This is a genomic window from Spirosoma sp. KCTC 42546 (assembly GCF_006965485.1).
Taxonomy (GTDB): domain Bacteria; phylum Bacteroidota; class Bacteroidia; order Cytophagales; family Spirosomataceae; genus Spirosoma.
The window spans coordinates 3,169,166-3,196,155 of sequence record NZ_CP041360.1 but is presented as its reverse complement, the minus strand read 5'-3'; the positions used below and the strand labels follow the sequence as shown (position 1 = coordinate 3,196,155).

At 47.0% G+C, this 26,990-nt stretch carries 25 protein-coding genes; 8 read left to right on the top strand and 17 right to left on the bottom strand.

Going from position 1 to position 26,990, the window contains the following annotated elements:
* Positions 1-18: 18 nt before the first annotated feature.
* The 4 genes from EXU85_RS12955 to EXU85_RS12940 all read right to left on the bottom strand — a co-directional run bounded on the left by EXU85_RS12955 (position 19) and on the right by EXU85_RS12940 (position 5,212).
* Entirely contained in the window at positions 19-756 is a 738-nt protein-coding gene (locus EXU85_RS12955) for a LytTR family DNA-binding domain-containing protein (protein ID WP_142772484.1), read from the bottom strand.
* Positions 757-871: 115 nt separating this feature from the next.
* A complete protein-coding gene (locus EXU85_RS12950; protein ID WP_168207783.1) occupies positions 872-3,976 on the bottom strand; it encodes a two-component regulator propeller domain-containing protein in 3,105 nt (1,034 codons plus the stop codon).
* 196 nt (positions 3,977-4,172) lie between these two features.
* Entirely contained in the window at positions 4,173-4,577 is a 405-nt protein-coding gene (locus EXU85_RS12945; protein ID WP_142772482.1) for a hypothetical protein, read from the bottom strand.
* An 83-nt stretch (positions 4,578-4,660) separates the two neighbouring features.
* A complete protein-coding gene (locus tag EXU85_RS12940) occupies positions 4,661-5,212 on the bottom strand; it encodes an NUDIX hydrolase (protein WP_142772481.1) in 552 nt (183 codons plus the stop codon).
* A 157-nt stretch (positions 5,213-5,369) separates the two neighbouring features.
* On the opposite strand from EXU85_RS12940, the gene EXU85_RS12935 reads away from it, so the two are divergent.
* Positions 5,370-6,275 (top strand): DUF2911 domain-containing protein, encoded by a 906-nt coding sequence (locus EXU85_RS12935; RefSeq protein WP_142772480.1) that lies wholly within the window; start codon positions 5,370-5,372, stop codon positions 6,273-6,275.
* 720 nt (positions 6,276-6,995) lie between these two features.
* Here EXU85_RS12935 and EXU85_RS12930 read toward each other — a convergent pair.
* The 4 genes from EXU85_RS12930 to EXU85_RS12915 form a co-directional block, all read right to left on the bottom strand.
* Positions 6,996-7,361: a hypothetical protein gene (locus EXU85_RS12930; RefSeq protein ID WP_142772479.1), complete on the bottom strand. Its 366-nt coding sequence runs from the start codon at positions 7,359-7,361 to the stop codon at positions 6,996-6,998.
* 92 nt (positions 7,362-7,453) lie between these two features.
* Entirely contained in the window at positions 7,454-9,136 is a 1,683-nt protein-coding gene (locus tag EXU85_RS12925) for a sodium:solute symporter (protein ID WP_142772478.1), read from the bottom strand.
* 289 nt (positions 9,137-9,425) lie between these two features.
* The gene (locus EXU85_RS12920) at positions 9,426-10,334 is read right to left on the bottom strand and encodes a hypothetical protein (protein ID WP_142772477.1); all 909 of its coding nucleotides are present in this window, start codon (positions 10,332-10,334) and stop codon (positions 9,426-9,428) included.
* 3 nt (positions 10,335-10,337) lie between these two features.
* Entirely contained in the window at positions 10,338-11,552 is a 1,215-nt protein-coding gene (locus tag EXU85_RS12915) for a hypothetical protein (RefSeq protein ID WP_142772476.1), read from the bottom strand.
* A 45-nt stretch (positions 11,553-11,597) separates the two neighbouring features.
* Here EXU85_RS12915 and EXU85_RS12910 point away from each other — a divergent pair, with 45 nt between their 5' ends.
* The gene (locus EXU85_RS12910; RefSeq protein WP_142772475.1) at positions 11,598-12,800 is read left to right on the top strand and encodes an aspartate aminotransferase family protein; all 1,203 of its coding nucleotides are present in this window, start codon (positions 11,598-11,600) and stop codon (positions 12,798-12,800) included.
* Positions 12,801-12,995: 195 nt separating this feature from the next.
* Here the strand turns inward: EXU85_RS12910 and EXU85_RS12905 are convergent, their stop codons facing one another.
* The 3 genes from EXU85_RS12905 to EXU85_RS12895 all read right to left on the bottom strand — a co-directional run bounded on the left by EXU85_RS12905 (position 12,996) and on the right by EXU85_RS12895 (position 16,401).
* Entirely contained in the window at positions 12,996-13,463 is a 468-nt protein-coding gene (locus tag EXU85_RS12905; protein WP_142772474.1) for a hypothetical protein, read from the bottom strand.
* A gap of 160 nt (positions 13,464-13,623) precedes the next feature.
* The gene (locus EXU85_RS12900) at positions 13,624-14,424 is read right to left on the bottom strand and encodes a hypothetical protein (RefSeq protein ID WP_142772473.1); all 801 of its coding nucleotides are present in this window, start codon (positions 14,422-14,424) and stop codon (positions 13,624-13,626) included.
* A gap of 390 nt (positions 14,425-14,814) precedes the next feature.
* Positions 14,815-16,401, bottom strand: coding sequence for an acyl-CoA carboxylase subunit beta (locus EXU85_RS12895; RefSeq protein ID WP_142772472.1), 1,587 nt, complete (start codon positions 16,399-16,401; stop codon positions 14,815-14,817).
* A 106-nt stretch (positions 16,402-16,507) separates the two neighbouring features.
* Between EXU85_RS12895 and EXU85_RS12890 the strand changes: the two genes are divergently transcribed.
* The 5 genes from EXU85_RS12890 to EXU85_RS12870 all read left to right on the top strand — a co-directional run bounded on the left by EXU85_RS12890 (position 16,508) and on the right by EXU85_RS12870 (position 20,308).
* On the top strand, positions 16,508-17,041 hold the full coding sequence (locus tag EXU85_RS12890; RefSeq protein WP_142772471.1) for a hypothetical protein: 534 nt from the start codon (positions 16,508-16,510) through the stop codon (positions 17,039-17,041).
* Between the two features lie 32 nt (positions 17,042-17,073).
* Positions 17,074-17,826 carry an LVIVD repeat-containing protein gene (locus EXU85_RS12885; protein WP_142772470.1) on the top strand — a complete coding sequence of 251 codons (753 nt, stop codon included), beginning with the start codon at positions 17,074-17,076 and terminating at the stop codon, positions 17,824-17,826.
* Entirely contained in the window at positions 17,823-18,530 is a 708-nt protein-coding gene (locus tag EXU85_RS12880) for a DUF3575 domain-containing protein (RefSeq protein ID WP_142772469.1), read from the top strand. The genes EXU85_RS12885 and EXU85_RS12880 overlap by 4 nt, the downstream gene beginning before the upstream one ends.
* Positions 18,531-18,651: 121 nt before the next feature.
* A complete protein-coding gene (gene porQ, locus EXU85_RS12875; protein WP_246859542.1) occupies positions 18,652-19,671 on the top strand; it encodes a type IX secretion system protein PorQ in 1,020 nt (339 codons plus the stop codon).
* A gap of 76 nt (positions 19,672-19,747) precedes the next feature.
* Positions 19,748-20,308: a Uma2 family endonuclease gene (locus EXU85_RS12870; RefSeq protein ID WP_142772467.1), complete on the top strand. Its 561-nt coding sequence runs from the start codon at positions 19,748-19,750 to the stop codon at positions 20,306-20,308.
* A gap of 108 nt (positions 20,309-20,416) precedes the next feature.
* Here the strand turns inward: EXU85_RS12870 and EXU85_RS12865 are convergent, their stop codons facing one another.
* Complete coding sequence (locus EXU85_RS12865) at positions 20,417-22,300, bottom strand: beta-N-acetylhexosaminidase (protein WP_142772466.1); 1,884 nt, start codon at positions 22,298-22,300, stop codon at positions 20,417-20,419.
* Positions 22,301-22,453: 153 nt separating this feature from the next.
* Between EXU85_RS12865 and hslU the strand changes: the two genes are divergently transcribed.
* Positions 22,454-23,839, top strand: a complete 1,386-nt coding sequence (gene hslU, locus EXU85_RS12860) for an ATP-dependent protease ATPase subunit HslU (RefSeq protein WP_142772465.1) — start codon at positions 22,454-22,456, stop codon at positions 23,837-23,839.
* 134 nt (positions 23,840-23,973) lie between these two features.
* Here hslU and EXU85_RS12855 read toward each other — a convergent pair whose 3' ends face one another.
* The 5 genes from EXU85_RS12855 to EXU85_RS12835 form a co-directional block, all read right to left on the bottom strand.
* Entirely contained in the window at positions 23,974-24,315 is a 342-nt protein-coding gene (locus EXU85_RS12855) for a type II toxin-antitoxin system PemK/MazF family toxin (RefSeq protein WP_142772464.1), read from the bottom strand.
* On the bottom strand, positions 24,305-24,526 hold the full coding sequence (locus tag EXU85_RS12850) for a hypothetical protein (RefSeq protein WP_142772463.1): 222 nt from the start codon (positions 24,524-24,526) through the stop codon (positions 24,305-24,307). The genes EXU85_RS12855 and EXU85_RS12850 overlap by 11 nt, the downstream gene beginning before the upstream one ends.
* A gap of 40 nt (positions 24,527-24,566) precedes the next feature.
* Complete coding sequence (locus tag EXU85_RS12845) at positions 24,567-24,974, bottom strand: hypothetical protein (protein WP_142776704.1); 408 nt, start codon at positions 24,972-24,974, stop codon at positions 24,567-24,569.
* Positions 24,974-26,233 (bottom strand): MFS transporter, encoded by a 1,260-nt coding sequence (locus EXU85_RS12840; protein ID WP_142772462.1) that lies wholly within the window; start codon positions 26,231-26,233, stop codon positions 24,974-24,976. The genes EXU85_RS12845 and EXU85_RS12840 overlap by 1 nt, the downstream gene beginning before the upstream one ends.
* A gap of 130 nt (positions 26,234-26,363) precedes the next feature.
* Positions 26,364-26,861: a DUF4440 domain-containing protein gene (locus EXU85_RS12835; protein WP_246859541.1), complete on the bottom strand. Its 498-nt coding sequence runs from the start codon at positions 26,859-26,861 to the stop codon at positions 26,364-26,366.
* Positions 26,862-26,990 lie beyond the last annotated feature (129 nt).

Genomic DNA, 26,990 nt, shown 5'->3' with positions numbered 1-26,990 from the left:
TTGGCCAGATGACGCCAGTCACCTGAAAATTTTCAGGAGTTCATCTTTCCGACTTCGGGATACGTGAACGGTTGAATTATCGCTCATCACCACATACCCCCCTTCTCCCCGAACGTAGCGGATAATTTCGTTCAGATTAATTAAGTGGGATTGATGAACGCGTAAAAACGAACTCTCCTCCAACAGCTCCTCAATCTCTTTTAAGGTTCGGGATACGAGTAACGACTGGCGTGACTTCAGGAAAACATGGGTGTAGTTATTGTCGGCTTCACAGCGGATAATCGTATCGATCAGTACCAGTTCAAATCCCTGTAGGCTTGGCAGTGCAATTTTTTGTAAGGCAGGTTTATGACCCAGTTTTTGCAGCAGTAACTCAATTTGTTGCGCCATCTGTGGCTCTGGTTGCGGGTTAACTTTGGCAACGGCTTTCAACAAATCGTCTTTATCAATGGGCTTCAGTAAATAATCCAGCGCACTAAACCGAATAGCTTTTATGGCATAGGTATCGTATCCGGTGGTGAAGATAATATCGAAGGGAATATTGGGGAGTTGTTCCAGCATTTCAAAGCCATTCATTATCGGCATCTCCACATCCAGAAAAAGCAGGTCAGGTGTGTGATCTGCAATCGCTTTCAGCCCTTCGGCGGCAGACCGGCACTCGGCAACTACCGTTACCTGCGGGCAATATTTGGCTAATTGCATGGATAACGTCTCCCGGCAATGGGCTTCGTCGTCAATAATGAGTGCTTTTATCATGGATAGAACACAGATTCTTATGATTTTTCAGAAAATAACATGTTCGTAAATTTTACCTCTTTTTCAATCATATCTTACTCATATTGATCATAAGAATCTGCGTTCTATATCCTCGTTAGCCAATGGGAATCCGCACGACTACACTTGTTCCAGCAGGCTCACCCTCAGGGTCAACCAAGTCCTGAATGAGTACAGTTGGCTGCCTGCCATCTAACAACTGACTCAATTTCAGTCGGTTCGACGTGATCTGCATACCCAGCGATTTAGTCCGTGTGGCCGATTTACTTTTCAACTCGGCAGCCTTCTTCCTGCCAATGCCATTATCATCAATCGTACAGATCAGCGTATCATTTTCCACCGCCCAGTCAATCGTGATGCGGCCACCACCCTCTTTGTGCATCAAGCCATGCCAAATGGCATTTTCGACGTAGGGCTGAATAATCATGGGTGGTAATTCGGTATAAGCAGGCTCTACTTCCTCACCAACCCGAATCGAAAAGGTGAACTGACCATCGAAGCGAAGTGACTCCAGCGTCAGGTACAGTTGAAGCGCGTCCAGCTCACTTTCCAGCGTCACCACGGGCATACTGGAATGGTGCAGAATTAACCGGATCAGTTTGGAAAACTTGGCCAGATAATCGGACGCTTTCTCCGATTCATTTTTCATAATGAACCGGTTGATTGAATTGAGACTATTAAAAATAAAATGCGGGTTCATCTGTGCCCGGAGTGCCTGCATTTCCATAGCTGCTAGCTGCTTGTTGAAGGCTGTTTTTTGCGCTTCCTGCTGCTTTACCTGCCGGATTCGGTACTGAAGGCCCAGGTATATAAGACCGAAACTGAGCAGTATTAGTAGCGCCCGAAACCACCAGGTTTGCCAAAAAGGTGCCTGAATACGGATACTGAGTTTTGTTCCTTTTTCATTCCAGACCCCATCGTTATTCGATGCTTTTACCTGAAATACATAGTCACCCGGTTCAAGATTGGTATAGCTCACAAACCGGCGGGTACCGCTATACACCCAGTCTTTATCGACTCTGGTAAGCTGGTAGGCGTATTGATTTTTCTCCGGCATGTTAAAGTTGAGTGCCACAAAGTCAAACGAAATATCGTTTTCCTGATACGGAAGCTCCAGGGTTCCTGTAGGTAGTTGCTCAGTCTTGTTCTGAACCTGTACGCGGGTAATCCGTACGGGTGGAATCAGGGGGTTATCATGAATCTGGGATGGCGAGACTATATTGAATCCATTGGGGCCACCAAAAAGCAACTGGCCATCTACTCCTTTTGCATAGACTTCAAAAAACTCATTGGCCTGCAAGCCATCGCTCTCATCATAATTCCGGCATGTTCTGGTTGTAGGGTTAAACTTGCAAATGCCCTGGTTGGTAGAAAGCCAGAGATTACCATCCTTATCCGCTACAATGCCGGCAATATGATTATTAGGCAACCCATCATTGGTGGTAAAGGCTACGAATGAATTGGTGCGGGCATCATACCTATTTAACCCGCCCTGGTTGGTACCAATCCATAACTGCCCCCGGTGATCCTCGTACAGGCTACGAACATCTTTGTCGGTCAGGTGGCCCAATGGGTGCTGGTAATTGGGTTGATACTGGGTAAATCGGCCCGTTGATACATCAAGCCGACTAAGCCCTCTTCGGGTAGAGGCTGCCCAAACGGTTCCATCCTGCGTAGGCAGTGCAACAATCAGGACATCATCACCCAGGCTGGCTGGATTTTTTGGGTTGGGGTAATAGTAGGTAAACTGTTGGGTACGAGGAGTAAAACAGGCCAGGCCCCGCCCCGCCATCCACAAGTTACCCGCTGCATCTTCCCGAATGCTACGAACCCGAATCTGACTACGATACCGAACAAAGCGACCCGTCTTTCGATCGAACCGATGCAGATAAAGCCCAGCGCTAACCCACACTTGCCCGGCACGATCTTCGTAAATGGCTGAAACACCGTCGCTGAATCCCTGACCAGGCATAGTTGGTTTCAGCGAATAGCGTTGATAGCGGCCTGTCGGGCGATCAAATGAATAGAGTTCTCCAAGGTCATTACTAAACCAAATCACCCCTGTATGATCCTGGCAGATAGCTCGAACACTATTGGCTGGTAAGCGGGTAATGTTGTTGTTGATAATTGGCTGAAACGTATGAAACTTTTTAGGCTGTGCTACGTGCTTATCCAGGCCATTATCGGTACCAACCCATAAAATTCCTTCCCTATCAAAACAAAGTGAAAAAATTGTGTTGCTGCTTAGGCTTCCCGTTTGAGCCGGATTAGCCAGTACACGAGCCAGTTGCCCCGTAGTAGCAGTTACATGAATCAGGCCATCATGACCAGGCAGGGTTCCCCAGAGATCACCAGCCGCATCCGTTTTAAGAACGCCAAATGGGTAAAACCGATTGATTTCCCGACCTTTAGGCTGGTAGGTATAGATCGTCTGGAGCTTTCCTGCCGCCGTTAACCGGTAGAGCTTACCAGACAGGGCTCCAATCCATACAGCGCCCGATGGATCGGGAAAAACCAGGCAAACAGCAGTCGTATCGGACTGATCCCGCGTTAAGTTGAAACGACTATAGACCCCTGTCCGACAATTGAATTGATACAATCCATCACTAGAACCGACCCACAATCGACCCTGTTTATCCTCCTGTACGGTAAATACATCTGGCCGCTTTGAATTGGGCGACGGAAACAAGGTGAATTTCCTTGTTTCCGGGTCGAATCGGTTCAGTCCTTCCCGCGATGCAATCCATAGAAGGCCCTGTTTATCCTCAACAATTGAATGCATGGCATTACGGAGCGAAATCCGGGCCGGGTCAATTCGGTAAGCCGTGGTTTTGCCGGTTTGCCGGTTAAATAAATGAAGACCTCCGCCCAGGGTTGCTACCCACATCCTTCCTTTTCGATCCTCGCAAATACCTGAAATCCAGTTGTGTTTAAACGTGTTGTCAGGATCGCCGGGGTCCGGCTTGTAGACGGTGAATGCGTAGCCATCATACTTATTTAGACCGTCTTTTGTACCAAGCCATAGGAACCCATCCGTATCCTGCCAGATACAAACGATCGAATTATGAGAAAGGCCGTTTTTCGACGATAATCGGTCAAATTGAGGTTCTCTAACCGGAACCTGCCCCCAACTATTGGCTATTAGGCCGCTCAGGAGCATCAGACCCAGGAGCCTAAAAATCAGACGAGCAGGGCGGTCCATCTGATAAAGATGCCTATACACGCTAAGCATAAATTCTGAACAGCTTCGATGCAACAGCATGGAGGTTAGTCATAGAAAGAGACGCTAATTATTGTACTAAAATAGACATATTCCGGTCATCTACTTTACCTCCTAACAAACAAAGCGAGTTACCCTTCGGACAGGCAACTCGCTTTTGCTACTACAACTCCGGCACTTATTGACCAATGGTCATTTCCGTTTTCCGTTGTTGTTTCTTCACGTAGTAACCCGTCTCGGTTTTGTCCGGTGTTGGTTCGCTCACACGCTGAATTTTATAGTTCCGATCGGCCAGATTGGTTGACGGTGTATGGCCTACTGTAATACCACCAACGGGTTGTAGGGTAGGCATCTGACTTTTGTAGTTTGCTACCTGTGCATCACCGGGGGTTGGCTTTTTAACCGCTACGCCTTCCTTAGTTTCCCAACGACGGGCAGCAGCAGCCATGTTCGGATGCTTGTAATTACCAGTCGAGTACATTGGATTATTCAGGGGCTTTCGCTCTCCGTCATCCTGAGAGAATGCCTGCTCCGACATCGCCACTAAGCCGATGCCGACAAGCAAAAAAGTGACTAATTTCATGGCCGTTTCTATGGTTTTGTTGTACAACAAAGTTAAGACTCTGTTGTAGCAATAAACAACGAAAACATCTACTATACTTATAGTTAAGCCATATTTTTTCGTATTAATCGCAAAATAGACTCCGAATCAGTGTAATTATCTACCATTTCTAACGAAAACCACTGAATATTCTTAATTTCATCTGAAACGCCAAATGGCTCATCCGGGTCTGCTTCCAGTAAAAAACGGATGTCATAATGCAGGTGTTCAGGCACATCATGCCGGGCCGGAATTTGGTGTACATCCACATCGAAAATAGCCGGGGTACCGTCGGCGGGCATGAGCAGCCTCAGGGATGTTAGGCCAGTTTCTTCCTGAGCTTCCCGCAGAGCAACAGCGGCTACATCGGGATCACCATCGGCATGACCGCCGGGCTGGAGCCAACGATCAAGTTTACGGTGATGAATCAGGAGCGTTTGTGTCCGGTCGGGGCTAACAATCCAGGCCGATCCCGTAATGTGACCGATAAGCAACGACCGCTCGAAGCAATCGGGGTATTGCTCAACAAAGGCGATAGTGGCCTGATTCATAGCCTGTTCATTCGGATCGGCGGGGGAATGCTGCTGAAGCAGTTGAAGTAACAATTGGCGATGCATATAGTAGAATTGGGATTTACGATGTTCGAATTACGATTTGTTATGTACACCAAAGGAAATCCTAATTCGTAAATCGAACATCGTAAATCTCATACGTTGGGTTTCTGCGTAAAAAGCCGCAATTTGGTGCTGTTTTTTCAATAGTCTATAGAGAATTATGCACAAACTTTCGCTCACAGTAGCTACTATTTGTTTAGCTGCTCAGTTAACCACCGCCCAGATTAAATTACCTTCGCCTAGCCCCGGAGCTTCGGTTATGCAAACCATTGGCACCACCGATCTAACCGTAACGTACTCACGCCCAAGCCTTAAAGGACGCACTCCCTTTACCGATTCGTTCGTTCCCCTCGGAAAAGTATGGCGGACAGGTGCCAATGGTGCCACCAACTTTACCACCACGACCGATCTGATGGTGAATGGCAAAACCCTGCCTGCCGGAACCTATGCTATTTTATCGATTCCAGAAGATGGTAGTGCCACACTGATTTTCAGTAAGAACAAAACCGTTACGGAACAGACCTACAAACAGGAAGAAGACGCCCTGCGCGTGAATCTTACCCCTGCCGAAAACAGTGAGAAAGTGGAAACCTTCACGATTGATTTCAGTGACCTGAGCGATAGCACAGCCAAGATGAATTTCAAGTGGGCCAACGTTGTTGCAAGTGCTAGTTTAAAAGTGGACGTAACCGCCAATGCAGCCGCTAACGTAGACAAAGCCGTTGCCGACAAGCCCGACGATGCCGCCGTTTTACAGGCAGCCGCCAGCTACAACCTGTCGAAAGGCCGCAACCTGGAGCAGTCGTTAACCTGGATAGACAAGTCGATTGCCAAAGGCGAAAACTACCGGAACCTATACGTAAAATCGCAGATTCTGGCCAAGATGGGCAAGTACACTGATGCGCTGCCACTGGCGCAGAAAGCCCTTTCGATGGGTCAAACATCGAACGATGCCGCCTTCCCGTTCTTTAAGGATGGTATTGAGAAAAGCATTACGGAATACACCGCGAAAGTTCCGGCGGCTATGCCTGCCATGAAAGCTGGAAAGGGTAAGAAGAAGGCGTAAGGAGTAATGAGTTAGCAAAGGCGGCACATTATGCCGCCTTTGCTGGTTTTGCATTTTTCCTAGAGCAGTTTTATAACTAATTTTATGTAAAGAGATTTTAGCCAGAATTATTTCCAAAATGTTCGGCGTCGTTTCGAGTTTAAGTTCAATTAGATTCGTTTTAATGCTTGTAGTATTCCCTTCTCTTCGGAAAGCGAATAGGAACCACTTTTCAGGCAGACATTGGTATAAAAGGAGAAACCCTTGACGTACGATTTTAGCCGATAAAAAGCGGCATCTTGTGCATAGATCAACACCTTTCTGGAAGTGAGTTTTAACCCACAAGAGGTGTTTCCGCTAGGAGTCCAGATAATCACGACATTCGATTTAACCTTGCCCCTAAAAAGTTTATCAATTTTAATTTTATAGGCTACCCATCCTCTATAATTATTAGTCTCCTTAACGGAAAGTACTGTGCCAGAAAAGACAATGGATGAAATCTTTATATTGTCTAGAATAGAGCCTCCGTCTTGACAGCTACAGCCATAACCACTCACAGATACTAACAGGCTAATGGATAGAGCCAAGGTTAATGACATCGGGTACGGAAGTAAGTGCATTGGTTGAGTCAAGGATAGATTTCATTCTTTTAGATGCCTAAAAGCTCACTATTGCATAGATTATAGTTGTTGTATAAGTGGTAATATGTAAACCTAGGACTAATAACATCAGTTAGTCAATTCATTTTACAGCTTGACTTCTCCGCTGTAAAACATAATGGCGAGGAGCATCAGGTGAGGGGACATACACGTTTACTAACTCCCAACCATTTTTATAAATATAGTTCAGCGCGTCAACGACAGAGGCAAAACGTACCCATTCATGATCGTTAAGGGGTTTCAAGAACTCGCTTGATTTATTAGCAGTATAATTCCGGCCGAAGTCAATCCAGACACTAGCTTCCCAGGTAGATCGATTAAAGCCAATTAACTCAATGTACTGAATATCCAGACTATCAACATTAATGCTCCCTACCATAATTTGAGCTTTCGCGGTCCCTACGCCAACCAACCAGCAGGTTAAAATGGCTAAAAGTATTTTCTTCATTCTCTCGTCGCAAACTAGATCTGACCAGTTCTATAATCAAACGTTATGTTAATCAAATCTGCATATCCAACTGTTCAACCGCTCAATCTCCCCTACCGATATACCGTTTTCTGCAATACCCAGGCAATTGCAACGACCAGTAAACAGCCAATGGCGTTCAGCCACAGAAAGGCGGTCAGGTCCAGATACCAGCTAACGATGACCAATAGCTCGGCCAGAATGGTGGCCATAAACGTAGCGCGTCCTCCGATGGATTTGACGTAAAAGGCCACCACAAATACGCCCAGGATAACCCCGTAAAAGAGAGAACCCAGAATATTAACGGCCTCGATCATACTGCCTAGCTGGTTGGCAAACATCGCCACTACAATGCAGAAAATCCCCCAGCCAATAGTGGACCAGCGGGATGCCTGCAAATAATGCAGGTCGGTGCCTTCCTTCTTGACCAGCCGCTTATATATATCAACAACGGTGGTGGACGCCAGCGAGTTATAGGCCGATGCAATGGACCCCATAGACGCACTGAAAATGACGGCAATGAGCAAGCCAATCAGCCCATGCGGTAGGTAATCCAGCACAAAACGCAGAAACACATAGTTGACATCGTTGGTATCGGCGGCCGGATTGTTTTTCTTGATCAGATCCGCCACGTCGGCTTTCACTACGTTCAGGGCTTCGTCGGTTTCGCGAAGAATGCTCCCGGCTGCATCCTGTCCGGCTTCATCATCGGCTTTCAATGCCACCTGCATATCCAATACGGCCTTTTGACGCTGCGTTGCCAGGTTCTGATGCTTGATTTCGGCCAGTTGGTACGCCCCCGCGTAGCGGCTCTTTTTGAGCAGTTCCGTTTCCCGCTTATTGAAAAAGGTGGGCGATGGATTGAACTGATAAAACACAAAGACCAGCACCCCCACCAGCAAAATCAGGAACTGCATGGGCACTTTTAGGAGTCCGTTCATCAGCAACCCCAACCGGCTTTGCCCAATCGTTTCGCCCGTTAGGTACCGCCCTACCTGCGATTGATCGGTTCCGAAGTAGGATAGTTGCAGAAAGAACCCGCCAATCAAGCCCGACCAGAGATTGTACCGGCTACTTGGGTCGAATTTGAGGTCGATGAGATTCATCCGACCCGCTTTACCTGCTACATGCAAAGCATCCACAAAGCCCACGCCTTCCGGCAATAATTTAACGGTGAGATAACCCGCCAGCCCCATCGCAAAGGTAACAATCGCCATTTGTTGCAGATGGGTGTAGGAAATTGCTTTGGTACCACCCGTAACGGTGTACAGGAGCACCATACCGCCCATCAGCAGATTGGTCCAGTAGATATTCCAGCCCAGAATAGTAGAGAGAATAATGGCAGGCGCATAGATCGACAAGCCCGTCGATAAGCCCCGTTGTAGGAGAAACAAGCCCGCCGTGAGCGTTCTTACCCGGATATCGAACCGCTCTTCCAGGAATTCATAAGCGGTAAAGATTTTCAGTTTATGAAAAATCGGGACGAAGGTTACCGCCAGCACCACCATTGCCAGTGGTAAACCGAAGTAAAACTGGACGAACCGCATACCATCGGCAAAGCCCTGCCCCGGCGCCGATAAAAATGTAATTGCACTGGCCTGTGTTGCCATTACGGACAGGCCCACATGATACCAGGGTAACGAATGACCAGCCAGCAGGTAATCGTCCATACTACGACTTCCCCGGCTCCGAACAATACCATATACGATAATGCCCAGCAACGTCAGAGTTAATACGCTCCAATCAAGGATACTCATGATAACCAGCGCATTAAAACATAAAACAGGAGAATTTCGGCAACTAAACTACCTATAACGATAGCATATAATTGCGGCCACGTACGTACAAACGGTGGTAAATCGGTAGGGGTCTCAGGCATGTAGGAATGGGTTGTCTCACAATAACGGCGAAATTAGCTGAAATCGGTGTATGGTCGCCAAGAAACAACATAAACGGCTTGCAAACAGATTACGTATAGGCCTATCGCCGAAATAGCCTCCGATCAGAAACCGTGCCATGCGTCGTTCGGCGGGTCGACAGCTTGGCTTATTTCCCAATCCGGATGTGGTAGCTCGCATACGGAACAAATGTAATTGGCGTAGAAATGTTCCGGCCGATGATAATTGGAATATAGGCCGCCAGATCGAACGCATGACGGCGACGGTCGAACCGGACTCCGGCCGATAAAACACCCGAAAAGTCAACGGCCCCACTACCAAACAGCACAAAGTTTTCACTAATGAACGAGAGTTTAGGGCTCACTTTCCTAACTAGTCCAAAGGAGCCTACAATATTTCGGGACAATTCGCCATTGGAGACACTCCATCCCAGTCCGTAGCTCGTATTATTCTGACGATCGCCGGTGGTAACGATGCCCTGTACATAACCAATTCCCTCCACCGTGCCGTTTCCATAATTCCCTAGCAACCCATTTGACCGGACACCCATATACTGCGCACTGATACCCAGCCGAACCCGATTACTAACCGGCAATGACACTTTGGTGGAGAGCGAAAAAATAGCTGTTGGCAAAAACGTAAAGAAGGTGGTCCCAAAGCTCCAGTTGTCGGTAATACCGTATTCAAACTGACTAAAATACAGGAAGTAATTCCGATAATAGAGTTTATTTTTCTCGGCCGAGAACGCCGTTGGCGCTAATCGCATCGTTTGCGAAAACAGGTTCGGAAAACCAGTGCCCTCCGCTTGAACACTTTCTTGTTCTATTCTAACAATCTGGTCCGATTTCAGTCGAACTTCACCCAGATTCTTTGTTCGGATAATGGCTTCGGTACTATCCTGTCGTAGAAGCTCACCCCGTAGTTGCGTCCCATCTTTCAGCAGAATGGTATACGGGTGCTTGACTGGCGTGGTCGTGTTTTTCTTCTGGTAGTAATCGTCCTGGGCTACGGCCAGTAAGGGCAGCAGCGTAAGCAGCATTAGGGATAGATATTTCATTTGTTACGGTTTACCAATAATCAGATTATAGCCCAGATACCCTAAGATGCGCACCTGACGACCATCATACCATTTATCTCTATCTCTGTACATCAGACTGTACACACCCAGATCGAACGCATGACGGCGACGGTCGAACCGAAGCGCAAACGATACCGAAGCCCGTTCGAGATTATCCAGATAGTAGGCCTGATTCTGCCCCAAATTAATGCGATTATCGCTGATGACCGTTAGTCCAGGCAACACTTTTTGCATAATCCCCAGCGTTAGAAATGACTGATTAGGAATGGGCATGTCCATTGGGGTTACTGATGAGTAAGGTGTCAGGTATTGATAATAACGTCGTTTCCCCCGATCAGTCAATCCAAAACCCAGGGTTACATTTCGCTGACTAGTGCCGATGGCGGCCAGTGCCTGATAGGTCAGAGCACCCCGGGTATTGATGTACGGATACAACTTATCCTGATAATCTACAGCCAGGGCGAATCGAAATTGATTCCCTACGGGTACACTCAACTTTGTAAACAGGTGTGAGTTAGCAGGTAAAAATCCGTTAAACGCGTAAAAATCACTGAGAACCAAATAAGGTATTGGCAATACAAAACTGGCCCCAACGCTCCAGTTTCGGGTAATCCCATAATCAAATTCATTCCGTAGCGCTAACGTATTTCGATAATAAAACCGGCCTTTTTCAGGCGTAAACGCTGTTTGGCCGGTTAATAACCAGGGGGAAAAACGATTTGAAAATATCCCATCATCGGCGGCAACTCCATCGGCCGAGGTCACCCCAGCCCGAATTGTATCCACACGGGCGAGTAACTCGGGTTCAAAATACGTCAGTTGTCCATTCCGTTTTCGGACCGTGATCATCGTGTTGTCACGGCGGACATAATCGCCCTCCACCTGGGTACCATCTTTGAAGACAAACACCGTATACAACGTGGGATTTGCGCCATAACTCTCCGTTCGGACAACATCGTCCGGACGATTGGGTGAAATCCGAATGATCTGGTCAGCCTCGACAAAGGTCATATCGCCGTTTCCTTTCCGAATCGTAATCACCGTACTATCCTGCCGGACAACCTGTCCCCGCACCACGGAGCCATCGCGCATAACTACGTACGAGTGCTTGCGTTGGGTGTCGTTGGGAGAAATTTTGAAAACCTGTGCCCACAAAACAACGGGACTTAGCAGTAACAAAAGAAGAACTGTTTTCATGGTTGACGGTGTTAGAATCGAAGAAGTACTGTTGAAAGTTTTATCATGCAAACGCTTACTCCCCGGCAATTATTTTTTCAGCATATAGCCCAGACCTCCGATTTCCCTTTAGGGTTGGAAATCGAACGAGCTGAAGGTATTTATTTATACAGGCAAGGGGACAGTAAGCCCTATATGGATCTGATTTCCGGGATTGGCGTGAGTAACGTTGGACATCGGCATCCGCGTGTTCTCGAAGCCATTCACAACCAGTTGGATAAATACTTACACCTCATGGTGTATGGCGAATACATCCAGCCCCCCCAAACCCAACTCGCTCAAGCGCTGGCAACTACCCTGCCAACTGAATTAGATACCGTCTATTTCACAAACTCCGGCACCGAAGCGGTTGAGGGGGCCATGAAACTAGCCAAACGCTACACGGGTCGCACTGAGCTGATTAGTTGCGTCAACGCCTACCACGGCTCTACCCAGGGCGCTCTTTCCCTCTCCGGCGACGAAAACTTCAAGCGAAACTACCGCCCCCTCCTACCCGATATTCGACATATCCGATACAGAAACTCGCCTGATATTGAGCAAATTACGTCCCGTACCGCAGCTGTCATTATGGAAGTTGTTGGGGGCGAGGCAGGTGTTCGCGTACCCGATACCGCTTATTTACAGGCCGTTCGACAACGCTGCACCGATGTAGGTGCGTTGCTGATTTTCGACGAAATTCAGACGGGCTTTGGTCGAACGGGTACGTTCTGGGCATTTGAAGGATTTAGTCAGGCTGGCGTTCCGGTTCATCCCGACATTCTGCTGTGCGCTAAGGGAATGGGGGGCGGCATGCCCATTGGCGCGTTTATTAGCTCGGCGGAGAAAATGAGCGTTTTCAAAAACAATCCGATTCTGGGGCACATCACCACTTTTGGGGGGCACCCGGTTTCATGCGCGGCTTCATTGGCTACGCTTCAGGTAATTCAGGACCAGAAACTTCATGAACAGGCCGAGGCTAAGGGGCAGCTGTTCAAGGAATTGCTAAAACACCCTGCCATTCGGGAAGTGCGTGGTAAAGGGCTAATGCTAGCCGTTGAATTTGAATCGTTCGCGGTATTGAAACCCGTCATTGACCGGGCTATTGAAAAAGGGGTTATTACTGACTGGTTTTTATTCTGCGACAATTCGATGCGGATTGCGCCACCTTTGATTATTACCGAAGACCAAATTCGGGAAGCCTGTGCCGTGATTCTGGATGCCATAGGCTAGGCGGATATAGTATTCAGGTAACGGTTCGGGGCTTAGCGCAGAAAGGGTATAAAAACCCGTTGCCATTCACCCTTCCACTCAAGTAGTTAAAAAGAAGAAAGTTGCCTCTTGCCCTGAAGCCCTTCTTGTGCCAACCCCTTGTTAAGCTCGGTAGCGCACTGCCCTGATAGTTGCAAGGCTATTGCAGACAGACAGTTAAAGCCGAAGTTTTATTGTCTCGCAGACCGCTGGTGGAAAAATCTGATATATACCAGGGATATCCTTTTTTATATTCGGCAAGGACAAAAAATCCCTTACGTCAAACTCTATTTGGTCAATGGCCGCAACTCGGGCGGCACCTTCAGTGATCAACGTTTCGTTCTCATAAACCTTTGTCCAGAGATAGTATTTTGGATATGCCACTCCGCTTTGTGTGGGCCCTTCACGTAAGAACTCCCACTTTACAGAAACTTTACCATACTTACCAGAAAAGTATTTTTCCAAATCACGCTTAAGATACGCATCGAATTTATGCTTATTCGGCACATTTGCATCAATATGAGATCGCTGAATCTGTTGCATTGCCTGACCAACCGACAACTTGTTTTGCCCATTACAATAGGTAAAAAAAACGATCATCAAAATGGATGTCGCTGTAAGATTCTTTCGTATGATCACTGTCATTTGTTTATCACGCTTATCGACGGCTTTGGGCTTGCCGAAGGTAGGGTTTAGATAGTACTAAAGTTCAAATTTAGTACAAACACTAATAGAAAGTACAAATGTTCAGCCTAGTACTAAAGTGCCACTTTTGCCAAACCCATGTTAGAATAAATACTTTTATTTAAAATTTTATTCTTTCTAATCGTTGTTGTTTTAGTATTGGTAAAAGTAATTGTCTTTCATGCTTATAGTCAAAATTTTGGTCTATTATATTTATATATTTAGACTTATTGAAATACCAATTAACTGTTTGACCATCAGGCTCAACCATAAAGTCTCCTACTACATATTGAGCAATTGAATGAAAAATCATTACTATAACAACTGCAAGTACTCTTTCAATGTCATTATTAAGTTCTTTCAATTCTTGAATTCCTTCAAATCCTATACTTCTTCCTATTTCCGCCCTTTCTAATCTTTCTCTAATTTGGTGTGCACTTGAATGTGAATATTTACATAAATATCCATATAATCTTTTCACTTCGGCCTTAAATTCATCTTCGTTTTCTCCTGGTAAATAAGTAAAACGTAATGTATTTATTGGATTTATATTTGAAGAATTTAGAAGCTTTTCATATTCAGTTATTTGTTCATCAAAAGCTTTTTTAGTTGTATTATTTACTATCAAGCAACTTTTTATTGAAAGCTCAATTAAGTATCTCAATTCTCTTCTGCAAGTGTTCATTATACCTTCTTTTGCAATTATTTCGATTGAAATAACAGATTGAATAATGTCGTCAACCATGCGTAAGAAAAAATTTCTTTCGCCACTAATTCCATCTCTTAGTGAGTTCATATAACAGAATGAGAGGCAATACGTTATCGACTTTCTCATTTCCACAAATCTATTCCATTCAGTTTTGTATTCATCTGAATTTAACTCCTCTTTAAAAGCTGTCTTATCTATTTGTCGGTTGATCATAATATTTCTGCTAACTCATTAATACACGGAAGTGTCGTACTTCTTGTATTTATCATACCTATTACTATAATGTATTGTATTTTTTGAGGCATATTTTGAAAGCCCTATTAATCAGGTTAGCTACTGTCTTTATGGAAACAATACCGATAATGTTCCCACCAGCAGTGCAATTCCAAAAATTATTAATAGGCCGATTAATACGGTTTTCAATAAACTACCTGGGCGTTCGGGGGTTGGGGTTGCCATATAGTCAAGCGTTTATACGTAATCAAATAAATTTTTAACCACAGAGACACAGAGAATATAGAGATGTAAACTATGGATTTTAGCTAGTTAATCTCTGTGCCTCTGTGGTTAAAAATAAAATTTATAGCTAATAAATCACGTCTCTTACAACGGGATATTCCCGTGTTTTTTCTTAGGCATTGTAGCTACTTTATTTTCCAGCATCTTGAAGGCCCGGATGAGTTTCTGGCGGGTCTGATCGGGCATGATAACTTCGTCGATATAGCCCCGATGCGCGGCCCGGTACGGATTAGCGAATTTCTCGGTGTAATCCAGCACTTTTTCCTGCAATTTGGCCTGAGGGTCTTCCGCTTCGGCGATTTCACGCTTGAAAATGATCTCGGCGGCTCCACTAGCGCCCATTACGGCAATTTCGGCCGATGGCCAGGCGTAGTTCATGTCGGCACCAATGTGCTTGGAGTTCATCACATCGTAAGCCCCCCCGTAGGCTTTACGGGTAATGACGGTCACACGGGGCACAGTCGCTTCGCAGAAGGCAAAGAGTAATTTGGCACCGTTGGTGATGATGCCATTCCATTCCTGATCGGTACCCGGCAGAAAACCAGGCACATCTTCGAGGACGAGCAAGGGGACGTTGAAACAATCGCAGAACCGCACAAAACGAGCTGCTTTCGTACTGGCATTGATGTCGAGCACACCCGCTAATACGGCGGGCTGATTACCCACGATACCGATACTACGACCGCCAATTCGGGCAAACCCAACAACAATGTTCTCCGCGAAATTCTTGTGAACCTCCATAAAACTACCCACATCCACCAACTCGTCGATCACCTCACGCATGTCGTACGGCTGGTTCGGATTGGAGGGGATAATGGTATTCAGTGTTGGCCGGGACTCGTCAGTGGGCTCATAGGCGAGCATGGGCGGCTCATCTTCGCAGTTTTGTGGAATATAACTGAGCAGCTGTTTAAGTGACTGAATACAAGCCAATTCGTTAGCGCAGGAAAAATGGGTTACCCCCGACTTCGTGCTATGCGTACTCGCCCCGCCCAGTTCTTCGGCGGTGACGGATTCGTGCGTAACGGTCTTCACCACATTGGGACCGGTCACGAACATATAGCTCGTATTCTCGACCATGAAGATAAAATCGGTGATGGCCGGGCTATAAACGGCCCCACCTGCACAGGGACCCATAACCGCCGACAATTGGGGAATAACACCCGAAGCGCGCGTATTGCGGTAAAAAATATCGGCATACCCGGCCAGCGACAATACGCCTTCCTGAATCCGGGCACCACCCGAGTCATTCAGCCCGATGATAGGCGCTCCATTTTGCAACGCCAGATCCATCAGTTTACATATTTTTTCCGCATGAGTTTCTGACAAGGCTCCTCCGAAAACGGTAAAATCCTGCGCAAACACATAGACTAATCGGCCATCTACGGTGCCGTAACCCGTCACTACCCCATCGCCAAGATAATGCTCCTTATCCATACCAAAATCGCGGGTGCGGTGCATGACAAACTTGCCTATTTCCTCAAACGAGCCCTCATCTACCAGAAGTGCAATGCGTTCACGAGCGGTCAATTTCCCCTTTTTATGCTGAGCGTCAATGCGTTTCTGTCCACCACCAAGTTCAGCTTCAGCATTTTTACGCGACAGGATTTCGGATTTGGTCAGTTTTGGAGAATTAGCCTGATTGGTCTCTGGTTGGGTTTCCGTTTGCATGCGATTTGGCTTCGTGAAATCAAGTATAGACAAAGTTAATTTTTCTTACGGATTCCAACGATTTGATTTGTTTTTGTATCCTTTGTGAACTAAACACTATTCCGCCATGAATCGACTTCTGCTTTCCTTCCTCATGCTGCTCGTTTGTGTAGTACTCGACAGTTGCGGTCGGCCGTACGCACCTCCCCCGCCTAGCACTAGCGATATCTACCGGCCAGTTTATGCCTCCTACACCGATGCCCGGACGGTGCAGACACTCGCTCCGCAACCACTCAAAAACGTGGGCAAAATTTACATTAAGGACAAGTATCTGTTTATCAATGATGTGGGCAGCGGTATTCATATTATGGATAATTCTGACCCGGAAAAGCCAATCCAACTCGCCTTTATTGCCATTCTGGGTAATCAGGAATTAGCGATCAAAGACAGTATTCTCTATGCTGACAACCTAACGGATCTGGTTGCGCTCAACATTGCCAATCCACGCAACGTCCGGCTTGTGAAGCGGCTGGAAAATGTATTCGAGTATTCAGCATTTCCCGTGGCAACCAATGTACGCTTTGAATGTGCGGACCCCAACAAGGGCGTGGTCATCCGCTGGGAGAAAGCGGCTATTGAAAATCCGCAATGTTATCGATAAGGTTTTTCTGGCTCGTAACTGATTTACGATTTATGAAATCATTCCTATCCTCTCTACTGGTACTAATTGTACTCGCATCCTGCTCCAATGCATCAAGCAGCGATTCGCCAACGCCCGGATCGGGAACGGGTGGCTCAACAGCCCGCTTTACGGTAAGTGGCAACACCTTGTATACGGTCAACAATTCGGCGCTGCAAGCCTACGATATTTCATCCAGCAGCGACCCTAAAAAAGGGAGCAAAACGAATATTGGGTTTGGTGTCGAAACGATATTCCCGTACCAAAATAACCTGTTTATTGGCACCCAGACGGGGATGTATATTTATGATATCAATCAGCCTAATGCGCCTAAATCGGTAGGCATCTATACGCATATCCTGAGCTGCGATCCGGTTGTTGTTCAGGGAAATTATGCCTACGTAACCCTGCGCAGCGGCACCAACTGCCGCAACCAATCAGTGACGGCAAACAGTCTCGACGTAATCGACATTCGAACTATAGCCAGCCCCAAATTGCTGCGTAGCTACCCAATGACCAACCCACGTGGCCTGAGTGCCGACGGTACGTTACTATTTGTGGGTGAGGGCGATTATGGCCTTCGGGTCATGGATATCAGCGATCCGGCCAATGTAAAGGAGCTAGAGTACTTTTATAACACAAAGACCTACGACGTTATTACCACTCAAAAACTACTGATTGTTACAGGTCCAAAAGGAATCTATCAGTACAGTTATGCCGACCCCAAGCAGTTGAAATTACTCAGCGAAATCCCCGTTCAGTTATGAAAACCTATCGTTGGCTTTGGCTATTTGTATTGCTTACAGGGCAGGGATTGGCTACGTATGCCCAAACAGAAAAAGCGTTTCCATTATCTTCCATTGATGCCGAGCAGAGCCAGCGCTGGGTCGTTAAGTTTGCTGCGCTCAGCTTAATCGATCCTAGCAATACGATTCAGTTTGGGATAGAGCGAATGGTGGGGCAACATCAGGCTATTCAGGCTGAGCTTGGATACGGTTGGCAAGGCATGAACCTCTGGGATGTGTCTCAACGGTCTCGTTATACGGATACCAAGATCTGGCGAGGGCGGGCCGAGTGGCGCTATTACTGGCATGGGGGGCCAATTGGTTCGTATGTGGCGCTGGAAGGCCTCTTTAAGCAAACAACCGCTAACGAACATGGAACGGTGGGTGTTGGCTGCGAATCTGGTCCTTGCCAGTATTACCAGATGTATTCGGCACCTATAACCAAGCAAATTTGGGCGGGGCATGTAAAATTTGGGCGGCAATTTTCATTGTCACGAAACAATCGGCTATTGGCCGACTTCTACGGTGGTGTTGGTGTTCGTTGGGGTACCCTCGACCGCTTTACGGTTCCGGAAGGCCTTCCTTTTTATGGGTCATATGGGATCAACGTTATTAATTTATTTTCAATCCCTGATCGGCCAACCGCCAGTTTTTCATACGGCATAAAACTGGGGTATTCATTTTGAGTTAATGCGAATTCGTTTCCTTCGAATATCAAACTGCATGCGGTTGGTGGTCTAAAAATTGGCTTTCTTTGTAAAAACTGCGAACGACTTCCGCTTGAGAGCCTGTTTTATTCTATTGCTTTTGGTCATACTGTGGCCGTTCCTGGCGGTCGCTCAACCGCTGGGTGGGCAACGTATTTTTTCCTTCCTCGACTTACCTACATACGCTCGGGTTGCCGCCCTTGGTGGGCAGGTTGCTACGGCTACAAGTCCCGATGGCTCGTATCACTTGAACAACCCTGCCCTAGCCGATTCTGTTAAAGATAATGACTTATCTATCAGCCTGATGCCGTATCTGGCAGCCGCAAAATATTATACGTTGCAGTATGGTTTGCCGATAAAGAGTAAGGCATCGAACCGGCGTTCCGGGTGGGCGGCTGGCTTGCAATATTTGAGCTACGGCCAGTTCACCATGACTGACCCCGTGGGTAACACAACTGGCACTTTCTCTGCGAATGATTATGCCCTGAGTATTACCCACGCCCGAACAGAAGGCAACTTTACTCTTGGGGCAACCATCAAAGCGGTTGGGTCCAGCATCGATATGTATTCCGCCTTTGGCGTTCTGGCCGATTTAGGTGGGGTTTGGCGGCATCCGAAAAAAGATCTCACCTTCGGACTGGTCGCTAAAAACGTAGGCTATCTGATCAAAAACTACGGCTCGCTCGATGCCGATCTACCCTTCGATTTACAGGCGGGCGTAACCATAAAACCCGAACATGCACCAATTCGCCTAACGCTGACGGCCCACCATCTTCAGCGCTTCGACATCAGCTATACCGATCCGAATCTGAATGTCCGCTACGATTTGAGCGGCAATCCAATTCCGCAAACCACCAGCGTAACCGAGAAAATAGCCCGGCACCTTAGTATTGGGGCCGAGCTATTGGTCCATCGAAACGTGAATCTGTTAGTGGGCTACAACCACCAGAAGCATCAGGAAGGTAAGCTGACTACGGGTGGAGCGGGCGCGGGTATTTCATTCGGAGCCTCGGTACAGGCGAAGGGGTTCCAGCTAACCTACGCCCGGTTTACATCCGTTCCCACAGCCGGAACCAGCCAATTATCCCTTCGAATTGATTTGGATCGCTGGCTGAAGTAATCAAAAATCAATTACCTGTTGACTATTTGATTTCTACCAAATACCAGCTATTTTCACTCAACCAAAGCAGCTCAATATGATAGCGGAAGAAATTCAAAAGCGCATCTACACAGTTGATGAATACCTGGAATTCGAGAAGAATTCGGAGGTAAAGCATGAGTTTGTAGATGGAATCCTACTTGAGATGCCAGGAGAGTCTAAGAAAGCAAATATAATTGCGGGCAGTATTTATATGGCCCTCCGTCTGGGTTTAAAAGGTAAGCCCTTTGAAGTCTACAACCACGATGTGAAGCTCCGTACTGTTCCAGGTCGAAAGTATCGTTACCCAGATATCATGGTTGTACCTACTGATGATGTTGACGACACACATGTAGTTCATCGCGCCATAGTAACGGTTGAAGTTACCTCTGAAAATTCTTCTGGTGTTGATCATGATGAGAAATTCCATGAGTATATCGGTATACCTTCGATTGAGTGCTATCTAATTGTTTCCCAGGCTGAGTTGTTGGTCGAAGTGTATCAGCGTACAGGAACAAAGTGGGAGTATGCTTTTTACACTGATTTAACGGATTCGTTTGATGTCCGTGCACTTGGGATTACTATGCAAGTTGGTGATGTGTATGAAGGGGTTTTCTGATTACAATAGACCGCTGATTTTTATGATGATTATAATTTTCAACGAGTTCCAGATTCCTTTAAATCATGTTGAATCATAGTCATCATAAAAATCAGCGGTCTATCTTATTTAAAAACGCCCAACCCGCTTCTGCAACGCATCGCGCGTGAGGGTAATCAAGTGTCCAATTGGTTTTCCGGCCCGATAGGTAATTACCCGAAGATTAATAGGGCCGTCGGGCAGGTCAACAGGCTGGCTGTACCGAGTTGAGAACTGGTCAGGCATGGTATCGTCAATTGTGTAGTAGATATCCAGACCCGGCACTTCACCTTCCAGTTCAAGGCGTAGTTTGCCATCTTTCATACTTGTTTTAACAATAGCGTCATAAATCGCCCGCGAATAGTTGACCTGGGCGGCATCGGCCCGCTCAAAATGCGTTTCCATCCGTTGCACAAAGTTGGGCCAGTTCTTAACCTCCTTCGGCGACCAAAACACTTCCGATAAGGCCCAGGCGCGTGGATAGGTCATGTATTCGGCATACCGCAGGGTTGGTATCTGTTCCGTCCAGAGATTACCCTGCCCACCCAGAATATACTTGGCATCTACTCCATCTGGAACGGGTTCATAGTTATAGCTGGTTCGTGCGCGCAAACTGGCGTAAATGGGCGGATCAATCGTTGGTTCTCCCTGAACATAATCCAGATAGGCAAAGGTCGTGGGGGTCATGACTACATTATGGCCCGCGTGCGCTGCTTCAATGCCGTACTTGACACCCCGCCAGCTCATCAACGTAGCACCCGGCGAAATTCCGCCTTCCAGAATCTCATCCCAACCCAGTAATTTCTTGCCTTTGGCCGTTAAAATCTTTTCAACCCGGTTCATAAAGTACCCCTGCAAATCTTCGACGTGCCGGATATTCAACTGCTTCATCAATGCCTGACAACCGGGATCATTCGCCCAATAACCTTTGTAGCACTCATCGCCCCCAACATGGATGTACGGGCTCGGGAAGAGTGCGGCTACTTCGGTAAATACCTTATCTAAAAACTCATAGACTTTTTCATCTGACGGATTCAACGTATTCTCAACCTTCATTTTAAACGTGCCATTACCATACCAGTCGGAAAATGCCGTTCCAGGGTTAACACTAACAATGGCCTTTGTGCAACTGAGTTCCGGATAAGCCGCAAGCGCAGCCATACTGTGGCCAGGTACGTCAATTTCAGGAACAATGGTTACGTTACGGGCCTGGGCATAGGCAATAATCTCCCGAATGTCGTCTTGCGTATAAAAGCCACCATAAGGGGTTGGTTCGCCTGGTTTTGGCTCGGCCCGATCGCCAAAGTGCCCCGCTCTGGCAACCCGCCAGGCCCCTACAGAGGTAAGTTTGGGCAACGATTTAATTTCAATTCGCCAGCCGTTATCATCGGTCAGGTGCCAGTGAAATGTATTGTACTTCAGTTTCGCCAGCTGGTCGATGTACTGCTTTACCTCCACTTTTGTGAAGAAATGACGGCTTACATCGAACATGATCCCCCGCCAGCCGAAGCGCGGATAATCGGTGATCCGAACAGCAGGAATACTCCAGGTTTTCGTGGTTACGGTCTTGCCCTCAATTTCTTTCGGAAGGAGCTGAGTCAGGGTTTGCATACCATAAAACAACCCCGCAGGACGATTTGCTGTAATAATGACTCCTTTCGGCGAAGCATCTAGTGTATACCCTTCTTCGCCTAATTGGGTATTGGGCGTATCGGTCAGATTCAGTTGAATTTTGCCGGTTTTACCTGACTTTGCCACCAGGCCAAAACCGGTTGGCATATTCAGTCGCTGGCTAAGCATATCAGCCACCGCGCGCCCATCGGCCTGGTTGTAGTGAATAGTAGTTGCTTTGGTAAGGGTAAAAGTGCCAGTTTGAGGCTGCACACTCACAGGCTGGGGAATTAAATTAATGGGCGACTGGGCCTGAGCCGTGGCAATACAAAGAATAAAAAGAAGAACTCGACTAAGATTCATAGTACGCGTGATTGATGATTAAGAAGTAAAGTAATCGAAGGTCTCGTTTTAACGTTGAATGACCAAAATCCAAATTTCGTCTATTGAATTGGCACATTTTCGGGTTTCCTGTGTTTCTTTGGCAGGGGCGCACAACACGCTCCATTTTTTTCGATGACCCAATTACTAAAAGACCTTACCCCACGGCAGATCGTTGCCGAGTTAGACCAGTACATTATCGGCCAGCATGATGCCAAGCGGAACGTAGCCATTGCCCTGCGGAATCGCTGGCGCCGGATGAATAGTCCTGCCGATATGCAACGTGAAATCACGCCAAATAATATCCTGATGATCGGAGCAACGGGCGTTGGCAAAACCGAAATAGCCCGTCGACTGGCAAAACTTGCCGATGCTCCGTTTATTAAAGTTGAAGCTTCCAAGTTCACAGAAGTAGGCTACGTTGGCCGCGATGTTGAAAGCATGGTGCGCGACTTAGTTGAGCAAGCTGTCAATATGGTACGAGCTTCCAAGAAAGAAGCCGTTCAGGCAAAAGCACAACAGTTAGTTGAAGATGCCATTCTGGATATTTTAATTCCACCCGTGAAGCCTGCCAACGGCCAGCTGGGATTTGAAAACGAGAAGAAAGATTCCGACGCTGAACTCAACGAACGCACCCGTGAACGATTCCGCGAAAAAATCCGCTCGGGCGAGATGGACGACCGAAAAATCGAGATCGATGTGCATCAGGCGCAAACGCCCAACATCGGCATTATGGGTGGCTCGGTCGACGATCTGTCTATGATGAACATTCAGGAGATGATTGGCGGCATGATGCCCAAGCGCGGTAAAAAACGCAAAGTGAGCATTGCCGAAGCCCGTAAAATCCTGCTGGAAGAAGAAGCGGCCAAGCTCATCGACATGGACGAGGTGAAGGAGGAAGCCATTCGCAAAGCGGAAGACGCTGGAATTATTTTCATCGACGAGATTGACAAAGTAGCCTCTGCCCGCTCTGGTAATGGCGGAGGTGGCCCCGATGTGAGCCGGGAAGGCGTACAGCGCGATTTACTCCCGATTGTTGAGGGCAGCGCCGTAAACACAAAATATGGCGTTATTCATACCGACCATATCCTGTTCATTGCAGCCGGTGCTTTCCACGTAGCTAAGCCCAGTGATCTGATCCCCGAATTACAGGGTCGTTTCCCAATCCGGGTTGAGCTGCAAAGCCTGTCGGAGGATGATTTCTATCAAATCCTGAAAGAACCAAAAAACGCGCTGACCAAGCAATACGAAGCCATGTTACAGGCCGAAAACGTTGGTCTTACATTTCAGGATGACGCCCTCCGCGAATTGGCCCGGATTGCCTTCGAAGTAAACAGCGATGTGGAGAACATTGGTGCACGACGTCTGCAAACAGTACTGAGTCATCTGATGAATGACTTCATGTTCGATATCCCTGACGTAATTGGCGCTAACGCTCAGGTAGTTATCACCAAAGATTTAGTGAGTGAACGTTTAAATGGGCTGGTGAAGAATAGGGATTTAAGTCAGTTTATTTTGTAGACGCATTCACCTAAATTAACGAAGCGCTTGGGGCTCAAGCGCTTCGTTAATTTAGGTGAATGCGTCTACTCACACTGCAACTATCTATTCAATCACAATACGGCTATAACAGGGCCTCTTAAAGTGCTTTTCTATTAAGGCAAAGCCAAATGTAATTTCAGAGCAGTATTAAGTTGTTGCGTATACACTGCCGGTAAGGCACCATATCGTTTGACTAAACGGCTTTTATCCAACGTCCGAATCTGGTCAGTTTTTGCTTTAGAATCTTTCGTAAGGCTAGCAACGCCAGCAGGAATAAACACTTCAAATGATAAAATTCGAGTCACGTTTGACGTTATGGGTATTACAGAAACGACACTATTGTTAGCATTATTTATATCATTAGAAACAACTATAACCGGGCGAGTCTTTTGTATTTCACTACCAATAGTTGGGTCCAATGCTGCTAACCAAACTTCCCCGCGTTTAATATTCATCCCAGTTGTCAAGATCTAACTCATTAAAATCTCGAGTAATTATTTTATTCTCTTCAGCGGCAAATCGATATTCTTCGGCCAGATGATGTTCTCTTTCTATTTCATTTAACCTCGCTTGTAAGGCTTCAATTGCAAAAAGTTCAGCATCAGGCGTGACACGAGCCAATGAAGCGGCTAACTCTTCAGAAAGATGTAGTTCCAATGTTCTCATGTCCCGAATATACAGTAAAATGGAGATTTGAAATAGGTTATCACTGATTCATTGCGCTGTTCAGCAATACAACCTGCCCAATTGCCCAGTCAATATCTGCGCGTTTCCGATCGGGCGAATCAAAACGGTTAAAGGGCCGAAGTTCCAGAACGAAGGTTTCCTCAACCACTTCGTCATCAATGGGCGTATACAATTTATAGGCCGTCACTTTTACAGGTAGCAACCCATGCCTGGCTTTGAAGCGGGTTACTATAGAAGCCAGCAACTTCTCGACTTCTTCAACAGATACACCATCAGCAGGAACAAACCGCACTTCGGCGTGATTTCGATCAACGAGCGTCTGCTCTCCAGGTCCAAAATGGCCTTCACAACTCGAAAACGTACGAACCAGTCCGGTTTTGTTCAGCGCATCGACCAGTGGGCGAATTTTCGGCTCAATGTCATGCATCATGGTTCTTCATCCAGTAGGGCTAACTCGTCCGTTCCGTCAACGTGATGATGCATGACTTGTGGGCCTTTTCGCCATAGCCAGCCCAGGTACCCCACAGCAACCAGTGCCAATACACCCGAGACCGCAAAAGAGGCATCGATTCCCGCTTCGCCAGCAAAATGATTAAGTACCCAGCCTGCACCCAATGCACCTAGCCCAATTCCAGCTTCAAGGGCAATGTACATGGTTGCCATTGCCCGGCCACGAGTTTTCTCGTCGCTTAGGTCGGCCGTCCAGGCGGTTACCGTTGGCGAGTTCATTCCCCACGACATCCCATAGAAAACAGCGGCCGTCCAGAACAGGAACGTTGAATCGGTGAGAATTAAGAGCACCATCGAAAAAGCCAGTACGATCGTTGAAATGAACAGCACCGGAATACGGCCATATCGATCTGAAGTCCGGCTAAATACCAGCCGAATAACCAGCGAAGCAACGGTATAGACCGTAAAAAACAGTCCCTTGTTGGTAACGCCAAGCGATGCGCTAAAGGTAGAGATCACCGTCAGAATAACGCCCGACGAAAACGACTGCAACAACAGAACGAGAAATGGTGGAATGGCGCTTTTATCGAAAATTTCGTCTTTTTTCAGCCGTAACAATTTAAATCGAAACGGCTGCGTATTCACCAGCGTTTCAGGCATTCGGAGCAGAATACCGATCGACATAAGGGCAAAGGCCGACGATGTCCAGAACATAACATTCATCGAGAAATCGGTGGCTAACCAACTCCCAATGGCGGGTCCAAGCGACATTCCCATGGCGGTAAACAGACCCAGCATACCCATCGCTTCACCCCTACGGTTGGCCGGAACAACATCGGCCACGTAGGCGGAGGTGGCTGTCGGCTTCGTTCCTGTTGAAAATCCATGAATGAGCCGGAGTGTCAGGAAACCCCAAACCGTGAGGAGATACGGGTAAAGTAACCCGCATACAAAGCACACGATAGAGCCGAAGGCCATAACCGGCACCCGCCCAACCGTATCCGTAATTTTTCCGCTAAAGGGGCGCGAAACCCCGGCAGTTAACGTAAATAGGGCAATAATAAGCCCAACGTATTCCTGTCCCCCCATCTTCTCCAGATAGGCTGGCAACTCAGGAATCATCATTGAAAAACTGGCCGAAAAGAGGAAGTTACTGACTGAGAGCAACCAAAAGGAGAGCGTATAAAGCGAAGGACCGCTGGAATTTCGTCGAGTAAACAGTGAACGAGCAATCAAAGCGAGTTGATTTGGTTCGCCCAAATTTACAATAGTTTTGACAGGATTTACAGGATAAAACAGGATTTAAGAGTAAGAATAATCCGGCTTCATCTTGTAAATCCTGTCAAAAAAACTGTGCTTTTTGAGATTACTTCGGTTCAGGTGTGCTATCACCACCATCGACTACAAATCGCCATTGGCCATTACGCTGACGTTTCCATACGGTTATGTAAACTCCTTGTTCTGACGTTCGCTTTCCAGCATTATCTTTTTTTGTCAGCATCCATTGGCCAAACGTATAACCCAAATCACCCGATGAAGATGCATCCGCTTTCAATACCTGCCACGTCAGAACGGGCCCATTCGCAGGTAATCGGCTCATCTGCGCCCGAAGAGAGTCAAATCCTATGGTTGGGGCGGCTCCGTCATTGAGTTTAATTACATCATCGGCAGCGTAGGTTGTAAAGGCTTTGGCCATGCCCTGTTTTTCAGAAAGTATGCTAAAATTCTGATCGGCCTCTCGTATTTCATCAATAGCTTTCTGACGCACCGCTGCGGCCGGATTCATGGAGCGTGGACTATCGACCTGCGTACGACAGGAGGCCATCAGACCAAAAAGTAGTATAAGTGGTACTGTGTACTTCATGTTCGGTAGGTTAAATGGTTCTGTTTTGGCGTAAATTTGCGCATTAATTAAAATGAATAATGAACAATGTATAATGTGCAATTGTGGTGCCAAGCTAACGGGCAATTGAATCACCTGCTAGTTCAGTGC